General features: G+C 70.8%; 15 protein-coding genes. 4 read left to right on the forward strand and 11 right to left on the reverse strand.

From position 1 onward, the window contains the following. Positions 1–19: 19 nt before the first annotated feature. From tuf to QJ852_21170, 7 genes are all read right to left on the reverse strand, one after another. Positions 20–1,213, reverse strand: coding sequence for an elongation factor Tu (tuf, locus tag QJ852_21140; protein WGX95648.1), 1,194 nt, complete (start codon positions 1,211–1,213; stop codon positions 20–22). 117 nt (positions 1,214–1,330) lie between these two features. Further along, positions 1,331–3,454 carry an elongation factor G gene (gene fusA / locus QJ852_21145; GenBank protein WGX95649.1) on the reverse strand — a complete coding sequence of 708 codons (2,124 nt, stop codon included), beginning with the start codon at positions 3,452–3,454 and terminating at the stop codon, positions 1,331–1,333. 89 nt (positions 3,455–3,543) lie between these two features. Beyond that, complete coding sequence (gene rpsG / locus QJ852_21150) at positions 3,544–4,014, reverse strand: 30S ribosomal protein S7 (GenBank protein WGX95650.1); 471 nt, start codon at positions 4,012–4,014, stop codon at positions 3,544–3,546. 1 nt (position 4,015) lies between these two features. Further along, on the reverse strand, positions 4,016–4,390 hold the full coding sequence (rpsL, locus tag QJ852_21155; protein WGX95651.1) for a 30S ribosomal protein S12: 375 nt from the start codon (positions 4,388–4,390) through the stop codon (positions 4,016–4,018). Between the two features lie 249 nt (positions 4,391–4,639). Beyond that, positions 4,640–6,097, reverse strand: a complete 1,458-nt coding sequence (locus tag QJ852_21160) for an NCS2 family permease (protein ID WGX95652.1) — start codon at positions 6,095–6,097, stop codon at positions 4,640–4,642. After that, a complete protein-coding gene (locus QJ852_21165) occupies positions 6,094–7,401 on the reverse strand; it encodes an MFS transporter (protein WGX99491.1) in 1,308 nt (435 codons plus the stop codon). Before QJ852_21165 ends, QJ852_21160 begins: the two co-directional genes overlap by 4 nt. 10 nt (positions 7,402–7,411) lie before the next feature. After that, on the reverse strand, positions 7,412–7,861 hold the full coding sequence (locus tag QJ852_21170; protein ID WGX95653.1) for a MarR family transcriptional regulator: 450 nt from the start codon (positions 7,859–7,861) through the stop codon (positions 7,412–7,414). Between the two features lie 57 nt (positions 7,862–7,918). Here QJ852_21170 and QJ852_21175 point away from each other — a divergent pair, with 57 nt between their 5' ends. Continuing rightward, positions 7,919–8,212: a DUF2530 domain-containing protein gene (locus QJ852_21175; protein WGX95654.1), complete on the forward strand. Its 294-nt coding sequence runs from the start codon at positions 7,919–7,921 to the stop codon at positions 8,210–8,212. Continuing rightward, positions 8,205–8,834 carry a class I SAM-dependent methyltransferase gene (locus QJ852_21180; GenBank protein ID WGX95655.1) on the forward strand — a complete coding sequence of 210 codons (630 nt, stop codon included), beginning with the start codon at positions 8,205–8,207 and terminating at the stop codon, positions 8,832–8,834. Before QJ852_21175 ends, QJ852_21180 begins: the two co-directional genes overlap by 8 nt. 223 nt (positions 8,835–9,057) lie before the next feature. Here QJ852_21180 and QJ852_21185 read toward each other — a convergent pair whose 3' ends face one another. After that, positions 9,058–9,834, reverse strand: a complete 777-nt coding sequence (locus QJ852_21185; GenBank protein ID WGX95656.1) for a DUF3027 domain-containing protein — start codon at positions 9,832–9,834, stop codon at positions 9,058–9,060. A gap of 63 nt (positions 9,835–9,897) precedes the next feature. Between QJ852_21185 and QJ852_21190 the strand changes: the two genes are divergently transcribed. Next, positions 9,898–11,325: an MFS transporter gene (locus tag QJ852_21190; protein ID WGX95657.1), complete on the forward strand. Its 1,428-nt coding sequence runs from the start codon at positions 9,898–9,900 to the stop codon at positions 11,323–11,325. Positions 11,326–11,328: 3 nt separating this feature from the next. On the opposite strand, the gene QJ852_21195 is transcribed toward QJ852_21190, so the two are convergent. Next, positions 11,329–11,724: a cold-shock protein gene (locus QJ852_21195; GenBank protein ID WGX95658.1), complete on the reverse strand. Its 396-nt coding sequence runs from the start codon at positions 11,722–11,724 to the stop codon at positions 11,329–11,331. A 97-nt stretch (positions 11,725–11,821) separates the two neighbouring features. Here QJ852_21195 and QJ852_21200 point away from each other — a divergent pair, with 97 nt between their 5' ends. Further along, on the forward strand, positions 11,822–12,421 hold the full coding sequence (locus QJ852_21200; protein ID WGX95659.1) for a GNAT family protein: 600 nt from the start codon (positions 11,822–11,824) through the stop codon (positions 12,419–12,421). Between the two features lie 149 nt (positions 12,422–12,570). Here QJ852_21200 and QJ852_21205 read toward each other — a convergent pair whose 3' ends face one another. After that, positions 12,571–13,059, reverse strand: a complete 489-nt coding sequence (locus QJ852_21205; GenBank protein ID WGX95660.1) for an FHA domain-containing protein — start codon at positions 13,057–13,059, stop codon at positions 12,571–12,573. Next, positions 13,056–13,757 carry an RDD family protein gene (locus QJ852_21210; protein WGX95661.1) on the reverse strand — a complete coding sequence of 234 codons (702 nt, stop codon included), beginning with the start codon at positions 13,755–13,757 and terminating at the stop codon, positions 13,056–13,058. The genes QJ852_21205 and QJ852_21210 overlap by 4 nt, the downstream gene beginning before the upstream one ends. Positions 13,758–13,770 lie beyond the last annotated feature (13 nt).

Genomic DNA, 13,770 nt, shown 5'->3' on the forward strand with positions numbered 1-13,770 from the left:
TCCTGTGCAGCAGGTCAGATCACTTGGTGATCTTCGTGACCCGGCCGGCGCCGACGGTGCGGCCACCCTCGCGGATCGCGAACTTCAGGCCCTCGTCCATGGCGATCGGCTGGATCAGCTCGACCGTCATGTCCGTGTTGTCGCCCGGCATGACCATCTCGGTGCCCTCGGGAAGGGTCACGACACCGGTCACGTCGGTGGTCCGGAAGTAGAACTGCGGACGGTAGTTGTTGAAGAACGGCGTGTGACGGCCGCCCTCCTCCTTCGAGAGGATGTAGACGCTGGCCTCGAAGTTGGTGTGCGGGGTGGTGGTCCCCGGCTTCACCACGACCATGCCGCGCTCGACGTCCTCGCGCTTGGTGCCGCGCAGGAGCAGACCGACGTTCTCTCCGGCCTGGCCCTCGTCGAGCAGCTTGCGGAACATCTCGACACCGGTGACGGTCGTCTTCTGCGAGGTGTCGCGGATGCCGATGATCTCGACCTCCTCGTTCACCTTGACGATGCCGCGCTCGATACGACCGGTGATGACGGTGCCACGACCGGTGATCGTGAAGACGTCCTCGACGGGCATGAGGAACGGCTTGTCGATCTCACGCTCGGGCTGCGGGATGTACTCGTCGACCGCGCTCATGAGCTCGAGGACCGACTTGCCCCACTTCTCGTCGCCGTTCAGCGCCGGGAAGGCAGCAACGCGCACGACCGGAACGTCGTCGCCCGGGTACTCGTACTCGGAGAGGAGCTCGCGCACCTCCATCTCGACGAGCTCGATGAGCTCCTCGTCGTCGACCATGTCGCACTTGTTGAGCGCGACGACCAGGGCGGGCACGCCGACCTGGCGGGCGAGCAGCACGTGCTCACGGGTCTGCGGCATCGGGCCGTCGGTCGCGGCGACCACCAGGATCGCGCCGTCCATCTGCGCGGCACCGGTGATCATGTTCTTGATGTAGTCCGCGTGACCGGGGCAGTCGACGTGCGCGTAGTGGCGCGCCTCGGTCTGGTACTCGATGTGCGCGATCGAGATCGTGATACCGCGCTGCCGCTCCTCGGGAGCCTTGTCGATCGTGTCGAACGGCGAGGCCTCGTTGAGGTCCGGGTACGCGTCGTGCAGGACCTTCGAGATGGCCGCAGTCAGCGTGGTCTTGCCGTGGTCGATGTGACCGATCGTACCGATGTTGACGTGCGGCTTGGTCCGCTCGAACTTCGCCTTAGCCACTGGGGCTCCTCCTGGTGTGTTGTTACTTGACTCGTACTAATGGGGTGGTGCGCCGAGGGCCTGCGGTGAGTGCCCCAGGGATACCAGGGGCACACGGGGGCCGGAGCCCCCGTGCGGTTACTCGCCGCGCGCCTTCTTGATGATCTCGTCGGCGATGTTCGTGGGAACCTCGGCGTACGAGTCGAACTCCATCGAGTACGACGCCTGACCGGAGGTCTTGGACCTCAGGTCGCCAACGTACCCGAACATCTCGGACAGCGGCACGAGGGCGCTGACGACGATGTCGCCGTGACGCTCCTCCTGCGCGCGGATCTGACCGCGACGGCTGTTGATGTCGCCGATGACCGTGCCGAGGAAGTCCTCGGGGGTGGTCACCTCGACGGCGAACATGGGCTCGAGGAGCACCGGACGCGCCTTGCGCGCGGCCTCCTTGAACGCCTGGATGCCGGCGATCTTGAACGCGAGCTCGGACGAGTCGACGTCGTGGTAGGCGCCGTCCTCGAGCGAGACCTTCACGTCGACCATCGGGTAGCCGGCGAGGACGCCGAACTCCATGGCCTCCTGGGCACCGTTGTCGACCGACGGGATGTACTCGCGCGGCACGCGGCCACCCGTCACGTTGTTGGCGAACTCGTAGCCCGCACCGAGGCCGGTCTCGGGGTCGATGTTCGGGCCGATCGAGATGATGACCTTCGCGAACTGACCCGAACCACCGGTCTGCTTCTTGTGCGTGTAGCTGTGGTTCTCGACCGTGCCGCGGATGGTCTCGCGGTAGGCGACCTGCGGCTTGCCGACGGTGGCCTCGACCTTGAACTCGCGCTTCATGCGCTCCACGAGGATCTCGAGGTGGAGCTCGCCCATGCCGGAGATGATGGTCTGGCCGGTCTCCTCGTCGGTCTTGACGACGAAGGTCGGGTCCTCCTCGGCGAGGCGCTGGATCGCGACGCCGAGCTTCTCCTGGTCGGCCTTGGTCTTCGGCTCGATGGCGACCGAGATCACCGGGGCCGGGAAGGTCATCGACTCCAGCACCACCGGCTTGGCGTTGTCGGAGAGGGTGTGACCGGTCCGGGTGTCCTTGAGGCCCATGACGGCGACGATCTGGCCGGCGCCCACCGACGCGATCTCCTCGCGCTTGTTGGCGTGCATCTGGTAGACCTTGCCGATCCGCTCCTTGCGGCCGTTGCTCGAGTTGAGCACGGTCGCGCCGGCCTCGAGCTTGCCCGAGTAGACGCGGACGAAGGTCAGCTTGCCCAGGTGCGGGTCGGCGGCGATCTTGAACGCCAGCGCCGCGAGCGGCTCGTCGGCCGACGGCTTGCGGACGACCTCGTTCTCCTCGATCTCCTCCGCGCCCGGCTTGTGACCGACGATCGCGTCGATGTCGAGCGGCGAGGGGAGATAGTCGATGATCGCGTCGAGCAGGGGCTGGACGCCCTTGTTCTTGAACGCGGTGCCGGTGAGGATCGGGTTGACCTTGTCGGCCAGCGTCGCGCGACGGATGGCGGCCTTGAGGGTCGGCACGTCGAACGTGTCGCCGTCCTCGAGGTAGACCTCCATGATGTCGTCGTCGGCCTCGGCGAGGGTCTCGATGAGCTTCTCGCGGTACTCGGCGGCCTTGTCGGCCAGGTCCGCGGGGATCTCCTCGACGACGTAGTCCTCGCCGGTCTTGGTCTCGCCGCGCCACACCTTGGCGTTCATCTCGATCAGGTCGACGACGCCGATGAAGTCGCCCTCGGCACCGATCGGGATCTGCAGCACGAGCGGGGTCGAGTTGAGCTTCTGCACGATCGAGTCCACGACGCGGTAGAAGTCCGCGCCGGTGCGGTCGAGCTTGTTGACGAAGCACATCCGCGGGACGGAGTACTTGTTGGCCTGGCGCCACACGGTCTGCGACTGCGGCTCCACACCGGCCACGCCGTCGAACACCGCGACCGCGCCGTCGAGGACGCGCAGCGAGCGCTCGACCTCGACGGTGAAGTCGACGTGCCCGGGGGTGTCGATGATGTTGATCTGGTGCTTCTTCCACCAGCAGGTCGTCGCGGCGGACGTGATCGTGATGCCGCGCTCCTGCTCCTGCTCCATCCAGTCCATCGTCGCCGAACCCTCGTGGGTGTCGCCGATCTTGTAGTTGATGCCGGTGTAGAACAGGATCCGCTCGGTGGTGGTGGTCTTGCCGGCGTCGATGTGCGCCATGATGCCGATGTTGCGGACGACGTTCAGGTCCGTCGTGATGTCGACTGCCACGTGAGTCAGCGTTCCTTAGGTCGGTGCTGCTTGCTTGGAAGGATGGGCAGGTGGCGTACGGCGGAGCCGGAGCTCCGCCGTACGGGTGGTCACCAGCGGTAGTGAGCGAAGGCCTTGTTGGACTCGGCCATCTTGTGGGTGTCCTCGCGCTTCTTGACCGCGGCACCGAGGCCGTTGGCAGCGTCGAGGATCTCGTTCTGCAGGCGCTCGGCCATGGTCTTCTCGCGACGCTCCTGGGCGTAGCCGACGAGCCAGCGCAGCGACAGCGTGGTGCCGCGGTTGCCCTTGACCTCGATCGGGACCTGGTAGGTCGCGCCGCCGACGCGGCGGGACTTGACCTCGAGCGCGGGACGCACGTTGTCGAGCGCACGCTTGAGGGTGATGACCGGGTCGGTGCCGGTCTTCTCGCGGGTGCCCTCGAGTGCGGCGTACACGATCCGCTGAGCAACCTGCTTCTTGCCGTCCTGCAGCACCTTCGACACCAGCTGGCTCACCAGCTGCGATCCGTAGACCGGGTCGACGTCGATCGGCCGCTTCGGCGCGGGGCCCTTGCGCGGCATGTCAGCTCTTCTCCTTCTTGGCGCCGTAGCGGCTGCGCGCCTGCTTGCGGTTCTTCACGGCCTGGGTGTCCAGGGCGCCACGGATGACCTTGTAGCGGACACCGGGCAGGTCCTTCACACGACCGCCGCGGACGAGCACGATCGAGTGCTCCTGGAGGTTGTGACCCTCCCCCGGGATGTAGGCGGTGACCTCGACGCCACTGGAGAGGCGCACACGGGCGACCTTCCGGAGGGCGGAGTTCGGCTTCTTGGGGGTGGTGGTGTAGACGCGGGTGCACACACCGCGCCGCTGGGGCGATCCCTTCAGGGCAGGCGTCTTGGTCTTCGACACCTTGTCCTGGCGGCCCTTGCGGACCAACTGCTGAATGGTGGGCACCTGGTGGTTCCCTTTCGTCTCTTTTCTCACGGCTCGGCACGGTGCCGGGCTCGGGGGTGAAGCGTTGCTGCGGAGTGCCGGAGCGCTCCCTCCTACACCGCGCCCGCCGGGCGGCTGGTGCGAGGGCATGCTCGATGTGCCGGGTGGCCCCAGACACGAGAATCGAGATTACCGGCCGCCCCAAAGGCGGGTCAAAATGCGGCGCGCACGCCTGAGCCGCGCCGGGGACCCGCCGGGAGCCGGGTGGGATCAGGTCAGCCAGCGGGTGATCGGGTCGATCGCGAAGTAGACCACGAACAGGCCGGCCACGACCCAGAGCAGCGGGTGCAGCTCACGCGCCTTGCCGCGGACCACCTTGAGGAAGACGAAGGACACGAATCCGGCCCCGATGCCGACCGAGATCGAGTACGTGAACGGCATCAGCGCGATGGTGAGGAAGGCCGGGATCGCGATCTCGACGTCGTCCCAGGAGATGCCGGTGATCTGCTGCATCATCAAGAAGCCGACCAGGACCAGCGCCGGGACCGCGGCCTCCGACGGGATCATCGCGACCAGCGGCGAGAGGAAGATCGTGATCAGGAACAGGACGCCGGTCACGACCGAGGCGAGGCCGGTGCGGGCGCCCTCGCCGACGCCCGAGGCCGACTCGATGTAGGACGTGTTCGACGAGACGCCGGCCGCGCCGCCCGCGATCGCGGCGACCGAGTCGACGACCAGGATCCGCTCGGCGTGCGGCGGGACGCCGTCCTCGTCGAGCAGTCCGGCCTCGGCGCCGATCGCGGTCATCGTGCCCATGGTGTCGAAGAAGTCGGCCAGCATCAGCGAGAAGACGAGCAGCAGGACGGTGACCACGCCGGCCTTGTCCCACGAGCCGAGCAGGTTGAACTCGCCGAGGGTGCCGAAGTCGGGCGCGTGGAACGAGTCCGGCCACGCCGGGACCGTCAGCGCCCAGCCGCCGGCCTGCTCCGCGGAACGCCCGAGGTCGCCGATCGCCTCGACGACGACCGCGACCGCGGTCATCACCACGATGGAGATCAAGATCGCGCCGCGCACCCGGCGTACCCACAGCGCGAGCATCAGCAGCAGGCCCACCACGAACACGAGGACCGGCCAGCCGCTGAGGTTGCCGTCGGAGCCGAGCTGCACGGGCACCGTGGTCTGCGCCGCGTCGGGGATCCGGGAGACCACGCCGGCGTCGACGAAGCCGATCAGGGCGATGAAGAGTCCGATCCCGACCGAGATGGCGACCTTGAGCTGCGCGGGCACCGCCCGGAAGACCGCCGTCCGGAAGCCGGTGAGGACCAGCACGAGGATCAGCACACCCTCGATCACCACGAGCCCCATCGCGTCGGCCCAGGTCATCTGGCTGGCGACGGCGAAGGCGAGGAAGGCGTTGAGGCCCAGGCCGGTGGCCAGCGCGAGCGGGTAATTGGCCACCACGCCCATCAGGATCGTCAACACGCCCGCGACCAGCGCGGTGCCGGCGGCGATCGCGGCGAGGTTCGGCTCGCTGCCGCCGCCGAGGTACTTCCCGTCGATGTCGGTCGCGTAGCCGAGGATCAGCGGGTTCAGCACCACGATGTAGGCCATCGTGAAGAACGTGACCACGCCGCCGCGGATCTCCTGGCCGAGGCTGGAGCCTCGCTCCGAGATGCGGAAGTAGCGTTCGAGCGGGTTCGTCGGGGCGACGGGCTGGGCCGAGTTCACGGCCGAAGCATGGCAGGAGCGACGGCCGGGGTCGAGCCGGTGGTCAGATCCGGCGCCAGGACGTCGGCGCGCGCCACGGTCCGGCGTACCAGGACCGCGAGCCCGACGCCGACCAGGACCAGGGCACCACCGAGGATCAGCGTCCACCGGGCACCGAACTGCTCGCCCACCCAGCCGATGACGGGGGCACCGAGGGGGGTGCCACCCATCACGATGGTCATGTAGATCGCCATCACCCGCCCGCGCAGCTCGGGAGCGGACTCGATCTGGAGCAGCGCGTTGCAGGAGTTGAGCACGGTGATCACCGAGAACCCGAGGAGCGGGCACAGAAGCACGAAGGTGAGGTACGACGGCACCAGGCCCGCCGCGACCTCGGCGAGGCCGAACACCACCGCCGCGCCCATCATCAGCCGCACCCGGACCTGCGCGCGGCCGGCCGCGACCAGCGCGCCGGTCAGGGAGCCGACCGCGAGCACCGAGCCGAGGACGCCGTACTCCTCCGCACCCTTGCCGAACACCTCGGTGGCCATCAGGGCCGAGGTGATCTGGAAGTTCATGCCGAAGGTGCCGATGAAGAAGGCGAGCACCAGGATCATCATCATCTTGGGCTGGCCGCGCAGGTAGCGGATGCCCTCGCGGAGCATGCCGGGCGTGCGTCCCGCGGGACGCGGCGACTGGAGCGTGGCCGCGTCCATCCGCCGCAGCTGCGCGATCACGGCGAGATAGGACGCCGCGTTGGCGAGGATCACCCAGCCGGTGGCGTGCATGCCGCCGCCGCCGAGGCCGATCAGCAGCCCGGCGAGGCCGGGGCCGACCAACCGGGCGGTGTTGAAGGCGGCCGAGTTCAGGCTCACCGCGTTGGCCACGTCGTCGGCACCCACCATCTCGGAGACGAACGCCTGGCGGGCGGGCGCGTCGAACGCCGCGCCGATGCCGAAGACGAACGCGAGCACGTAGACGTGCCAGGTCTCGGCCGCGCCGAAGGCCGCGATCAAGCCGAGGGCGAGCGAGGCCAGGGCCATGACGGCCTGGGTGATCTGCAGCATCACCCGCTTGGGGATGCGATCGGCCACCACTCCGGCGTACGGGGAGAGCAGCAGGACCGGCAGGAACTGGAGGCCGGTGGTGATGCCGAGGGCCGCGCCGCCGTTGCCGGGGATGGTCAGGACCAGCCAGTCCTGGGCGACACGCTGCATCCAGGTGCCGACGTTCGAGATGATGCTGCCGGCGAAGTACAGCCGGTAGTTCGGGTGGGCCAGGGAGCGGAATCGGGGGCTCGTGGGGACTCCTTCGGTCTCGGTCAGCGGGTCGTGGTCAGTCGGCCTCGGCGAGGCGCTGCAGGATCGGGGCCGCGCGGCGCAGGACGTCGCGCTCCTCCGGGGTCAGGTCGTTGAGGCGGCGCGAGAGCCAGCGGTCGCGGCGGGCGACGTCGGCGGCGACGACGGCGCGCCCGGCGTCCGTGATGCGTACGACGACCTGTCGGCCGTCGCTGGGATGCGGGCACCGCTCGACGAGCTCGACGTCGGCGAGCGCGGTGACCGTGCGGGTCATGCTCGGCGGCTGCACCTGCTCGCGCGCGGCGAGCGCGCCGACGGTCAGGTCGCCCTGCCGGCCGAGGGCGTAGAGCACCGCCATCGCCGACACGCTCAGGTCGTTGTCGGGATGCCGCTCGCGCAGCAGCCTCCGGCGCAGGCGCACGACGGCGAAGCGGAGCTCGGTGGCGAGCCCCGCATTGCTGCGCACGTGCTTCTCGAGAGTCGGCATATCGTTAGCATAAGTCATTACCTCGGCTAACTATTCCGCGAGCGGTAGCATGACCTCGTGGAGCTCCGCGACGACCAGCCGACCCAGCACGAGATCGGCAGCCGGACCTACCTCATCGCGCCCGTCGAGCCGCTCGACGTCGACGGCGTCCGGACCGTCCAGGTCGGCACCGCGCTCTTCCTCGTCGCCTTCGTCGGCCTGCTGCCGTTCTACGGTCGCCTCGAGGAGGACGGCCGCACCTGGCTGCTGTGGATGTGCCTGACCGGCGTCGGGCTCGGCCTGCTCGGCACGGAGTACTGCAAGCGACGCCGCCAGGCCCGCGCCGAGCGCGACCACGACGCCCATGAGTGAGCCCACCGCGCTGCCGCCGACCCGCTGGGCCCTCGGCGGGCCCCGCAACGGCGGCTACGGCGACCGGTTCGCCCAGCTCATCGCCGAGGGGGCCGACGTGGTCGGTGAGGCACGGCTGGCCGACACCCTGGTCCCCCGCGGCGCGGCGATCCTCGACGCCGGCTCCGGCATGGGCCGGATCGGCGCCCACCTCCGCGCCCTCGGGCACCGGGTCACCGCCGCCGAGCCCGACCCCACCCTCGTCGAGCAGTCCCGGCGCACCTACCCGGACCTGCCGGTGCTCCCCCTGGAGATCCTCGCGCTGACACCCGACGCGCTGGCCACGGCCGCCGCACCCCCGTCGTACGACCTCGTGGTCTGCGTGGGCAACGTGCTCACCTTCGTCGCCGAGGGCACCGAGGTCGCCGTCCTGGAACGCCTCGGCTCGCTGCTCGCCCCCGGCGGTCGGATCCTGGTCGGCTTCCACCTGCAGCAGGGGCCGAGCACGGCGCGGGTGTACGCGCCCGACGAGTTCCTCGCCGACGTCGACGCAGCCGGGCTCGTCGTCCAGCACCGCTTCGGCGGCTACGACCTGCGCCCGGTCGACGATCTCTACTCGGTCGCCATCCTCAGCCGGGCCTGAACGGGCGACCACGCTTGTAACTAAGGGTTACAGCACGAAAACCGGTGCAACAACGCCCGGGCAGTGGTCGTAGCGCCCGGGTAGATGACCCCACGGTGTCGGTCGGCCCATGGGAGCGTCGGCGGACGACCGAGCGCGTCTACCCGGGTGCTGTTGTTACTACCCGGGCGTTGTTGCACCGAAAAACGTGCTGTAACCCTTAGTTACAAGGACCGGCGGCGGCTCAGAAGGTCTCGAGGTCGTCGAGGGAGATCGTGTCGATGACCGGCGGGGCGGGCGGCTGGGGCTGCTGGCGCTTGCTGAGCCGCACCTCGGAGTGTCCGCCGCAGCCGTGCTGGTGCGCGACCACCCGGCCGTCGTCGTTGGCGTCGCCGTTGGCACACACGCCGAACAGCTCCGACAGCGGGCCGGCGAGCCGGACCAGGAAGCCGCAGGAGTGGCAGTGGTGCGGCGCGGACTTGGCGATGGGGGCGTCGGGACCGGCGGCGCCGTCGTACCAGCGCTCGGCGGCGGCGTCGCGGCCCTCGGGCGAGAGCACCCGGACCCGGCCGAGCCCGAGGTCCTTGGCGACCTGGCGGATCTGCGCCTTGTCGTCGGTGTCGAGCGGGTCGTCGCCGAAGGAGTACGTCGGCACGAGGCGCGGGTCGTCGTCGGAGACGGGGAGCAGGTCGCCGGGCGACATGTCGCCGGGCTGGAGGCGCTCGCGGTAGGGCACCCAGGCGGGCGCGACGATGGCATCGGAGCCGGGGAGGAGCACGACCTCGACCACGGTGACCTTGCGCTGACGCGAGGCCCGGGTGAGCGTGACCGCCCACTGCCAGCCGCGATAGCCCTTGCGGGTGCAGTCGAACAGGTGGGTGACGACCCGCAGCCCGTCGACCTGGTGGCCGAGGTGGTCGCCGACGTCGGAGGTGTCGACCTCCTCGAGCAGCGCCGCGCGCGCCGCGTCGATCGCGTCGGCGGTGGCGGCGTCGGTCAGCTTGCGCTCGAGGGTGGACACGGGCACAGCATCCCCCATCGTGGCGACGCTCGTCACGTCGGGGGCAACAGGCAAGATAGGAGGGTGAGCACCGACGGCCCGGACCTGAGCCCCCCTCCGGAGCGCGGCCCCATCGGGGAGGCGCCGACCGAGACCGGCTCGGTGCGCGCGGCCAAGGCGACCGCGCGCGGCGTGAAGGGCTTCGCCCGGGTCACCGGGCGCGCGAGCAAGGCAACCGTGCGCACGGCCCGCAAGGCCGCCGGCGCCCAGGGGGCCGAGCGCTCCGGCCTCAACCGGCTCATCGAGCTGCACGCCGCCAACGCAGCCGGCGACTCGGCGTTCGCGATCGCCCTGGCCGGCACCGTCTTCTTCGCCGGCGCCACCAGCGGGCAGCGCGGCCCGGTGCTGCTCTTCCTCGGCCTCACCATGGTCCCGTTCGCGATCGTGGCGCCGCTGATCGGGCCCTTCCTCGACCGGTTCAGCCACGGCCGGCGCTGGGCCATCGGAGCCACCTTCGCGCTGCGCGCCTTCCTGTGCTGGGTGCTGGCCGGGACCCTCAGCGACGGCTCCCCCTGGTTCTACGTCGCCGCGCTCGGCGTGCTCGTCTCGTCCAAGGCGTACGGCGTCGCGAAGGCCGCGGCGGTCCCCCGCCTGGTCCCCCAGGAGATCACCCTGGTGAAGGCCAACGGTCGGGTGGCGCTCGCCGGCGTGGTCGGCGCCTGCGCCTCGGCCCCGCTCGCGGGCGCGGCGTACTGGATCGGCCCGGAGTGGGCCTGCCGCTACGCCTTCGTGGTGTTCACGGTGGGCACGATCGCGGCGATCCTGCTGCCGGGCAAGATCGACTCCTCCGCGGGCGAGGAGTCGATCGACGGGCCGCGCGGCGCCGGGCGCCGCGGCGGACTGCCGCCGCGGGTGGCCTTCGCACTGCGCGCCAACTGCGGGCCCCGCCTGCTGTCCGGCTTCCTCACCATGTTCATGACGTTCGTGCTGATGACCGAGCCGCTCGACGGGTGGGAGAGCAAGACCAAGGCGACGCTGTCGGTCGGCCTGGTCGTCGGCGCCGCCGGTCTCGGCAACACCGTCGGCATCCTCGTCGCCTCGCTCGCCCGCAGGATCAACCCGGCGGCGATGGTGGTCATCGCCCTGCTCGCCGACATCGTCGCGCTCGTCGTGGCGACCCTCTTCTTCAGCCTGATCCCGCTGGTGCTGCTGGGCCTGACCGTCGGCCTCATGCAGTATCTCGCCAAGGTCTCGCTCGACTCGACCATCCAGTCCGGCGTGCCCGTGCGCGCGCACGCGAGCGCCTTCGCCAAGGGCGACACCACCCTGCAGCTGGCGTGGGTGGTCGGCGGCTTCCTCGGCGTGGTCCTGTCCTACCCCGCGGTCAACGGGATCGGACTGGGCTTCGCCGCCGTCCTGCTGACCGCCTGGGCGGTCTTCGTGCTGCGGACCAGCCCGTCGCGCCGCGAGCGGAACCGGCCCGGTGACCCGGTCGGCGCCGCCCGCGGCTGAGCGCTACGACTCCAGCTCGTCGGCCAGCGCGCGCAGCAGCTTGGCCACCGGCTGCGCCGTACGGCGGTCGGGGTGGCGGCCGTGCCGGTAGGCCTCGCCGACGCCGTCGAGCACGCGGATCAGGTCCTCGACGATCGGGACCATCTCCTCGGGCTTCTTGCGCTTGGCCTGCTGCTGGTTGCGCGCGACCGAGGTGGGCGCGTCCAGGATGCGCACCTGGAGGGCCTGCTCGCCGCGCCGGCCCTGGGCGATGCCGAACTCGACCCGGGTGCCCGCCTTGAGGGTGGTCACGCCGTCGGGCAGCGCATCGGCGCGGACGTAGACGTCCTCCCCGCCCTGCTGGGAGAGGAAGCCGAAGCCCTTCTCCGCGTCGTACCACTTCACCTTGCCAGTCGGCACGGCTCGGCCCACCCTCTCCTCATCCCGGCGTGCGCCCGGTCGGGCGCACGAACCGCACATCGTAGGACATACGGTGTCGGCCTCTATTCTCACGATCGTGGCAACCGAATTGATCCCGCCCGCGCTGCCGGCGCCACTCCTCCCGGTCCGGACCGAGCGCCTGATGCTGCGTGCCGTGCTGCCCTCGGACGGCGCGGCGATCGGCGCGTACTGCGCGAGCCCCGAGGTCACCCGATACCTGCCGTTCGGGCCGCTCGACGCCGAGGGCCTGCGGGAGCGGATGGAGCGGATGGTCGCGGGCACCGCCCCGTCGGTGCCCGGCGAGATGCTGTCGCTGGCCGTCGAGCACGAGGGCGTGCTCGTCGGCGACCTGATGCTGCGCCTGGCCGCCCGACACGGTCCGCAGGACCCACCGGCCATCGGGGAGCTGGGCTGGGTCTTCGCGCCGGAGTACGCCGGTCGCGGGTTCGCGACCGAGTCGGCCAGGGCACTGGTCGACCTGGCGTTCACGCACTATCCGCTGCACCGACTGATGGCGCAGCTCGACCCCCGCAACCTCCCCTCCGCCCGGGTGTGCGAGCGGCTGGGGATGCGGCACGAGGCGCACACCCGCGAGGACTTCGCCGAGCAGGACGGCACCTGGGGCGACACCGCGGTCTACGGGCTGCTGCGCCGCGAGTGGGAGGCACGGAGGTGACGCCCGAGCTGTCCGACCGTCCGCGCTGCCTCGGCCGACAGCGTGGCGGACGGCGGCGAAGCCGCACCGAGAGGAAGCCCGCGGGGCGAGCGAAGCGAGGCCCCGGGCGGCGAACTCGGTATCCGACACGCTCGGCCCAACAACACAGCTCAACCCTCGCGCTCGACCCGCATGGTGCGGTCGCCGAAGCGGACCTCGTCACCCGCGAGCAGCGTGCTGGGGCGCCCGGGTGACAGCGAGCGGGACATCCCCTTGCGGATGACGTAGGAGCCGTTGGTCGACCCCCGGTCCATCACCACCAGCGCGCCGTCGGCGGCGACCTGGAACTGGGCGTGGGTCTTCGACAGGGACATGTCCGAGGAGCGCAGCGGGACGACGTGCCGCACCGGCTCCCCCGGACGGGGCTCCGGCCGGCGGCCGACGAGCGCGAGCCCCTCGACCACGAAGCGCTCCCCCGTGTCGAACTCGACCCGCCACCGGACCGTCTCCGGGCTGGGCGCGACCGCCGGCTCGTCGCCGGGGGCCGGACGGACCCGGGTCTGCTCGACCGGTGGGCGTACGGCTGCCGGGGCTGCCGGGGCTGGGGTCGGGGCCGCCGGTGCGGCGGGGGTCACCGGCGCCGGTGCGGCGGGGGTCACCGGCGCCGGTGCGCGGCGGCCGGGACGACCGGCGGCGTCGGGGCAGGCCTCGAGGCAGGCGTCGGGACGGGCGTCGACGTGGGTGTGGGGACGGACGTCGACGTGGGATCCGGCCTCGCCGTGACCGGACGCTCCTCGACCGGCGACGGCAGCAGCCGCATGGCGGTGAGGTTGACGATCTGCTGGGGTCGCTCGACCTCCGGGGCCTCCTCGACCTGCTGCGGCCGGACGTCGACGACGAGGGCGTCGCCGATCCGGTCGTGGAGTCCGCGGCGCTGGCGCGTGGGATCCATGGCCGCCGTCCAGGCGAGGGTGGCCAGGCCGAGGCAGGCGGTCGGCAGCCCGGCGACGCCGAGCACCAGGGTGCGCAGCAGTCCGGCGCCGACCCCGATCGGCTCGCCCGTCGTACGGCGCACCACCCGCAGACCGGTGGCCGCCTTGCCGGGAGTCCGGCCGGTCGCGCCGACGAGCACGGCGAGCACCAACCCGACGAGGACCGCCCCACCGACGAAGGTGAGAACGAGGAGCCAGGCGCTGTCGGGGTCGACCAGCCGCCACACCGCGAACGCCGCCGCGGCGGCCACCGCCCAGCCCAGCACCCGGTCGATGACGGCGGCGGTGAACCGTCGCTCCATCTCCGCCGGGGGCGAGGAGGCACCGGCGCCGACGGGCGGCGGTGGGCTGGGGACATGCGTCATGCGGGGCGCTCCG

This window comes from Nocardioides sp. L-11A (assembly GCA_029961745.1).
Taxonomy (GTDB): Bacteria; Actinomycetota; Actinomycetes; order Propionibacteriales; family Nocardioidaceae; genus Nocardioides.

Coding starts and splice junctions, on each gene's coding strand:
- rpsG (WGX95650.1), bottom strand. CDS start 4,014: ATGCCGCGCAAGGGCCCCGCGCCGAAGCGGCCGATCGACGTCGACCCG.
- QJ852_21170 (WGX95653.1), bottom strand. CDS start 7,861: ATGCCGACTCTCGAGAAGCACGTGCGCAGCAATGCGGGGCTCGCCACC.
- QJ852_21180 (WGX95655.1), top strand. CDS start 8,205: ATGAGTGAGCCCACCGCGCTGCCGCCGACCCGCTGGGCCCTCGGCGGG.
- QJ852_21210 (WGX95661.1), bottom strand. CDS start 13,757: ATGACGCATGTCCCCAGCCCACCGCCGCCCGTCGGCGCCGGTGCCTCC.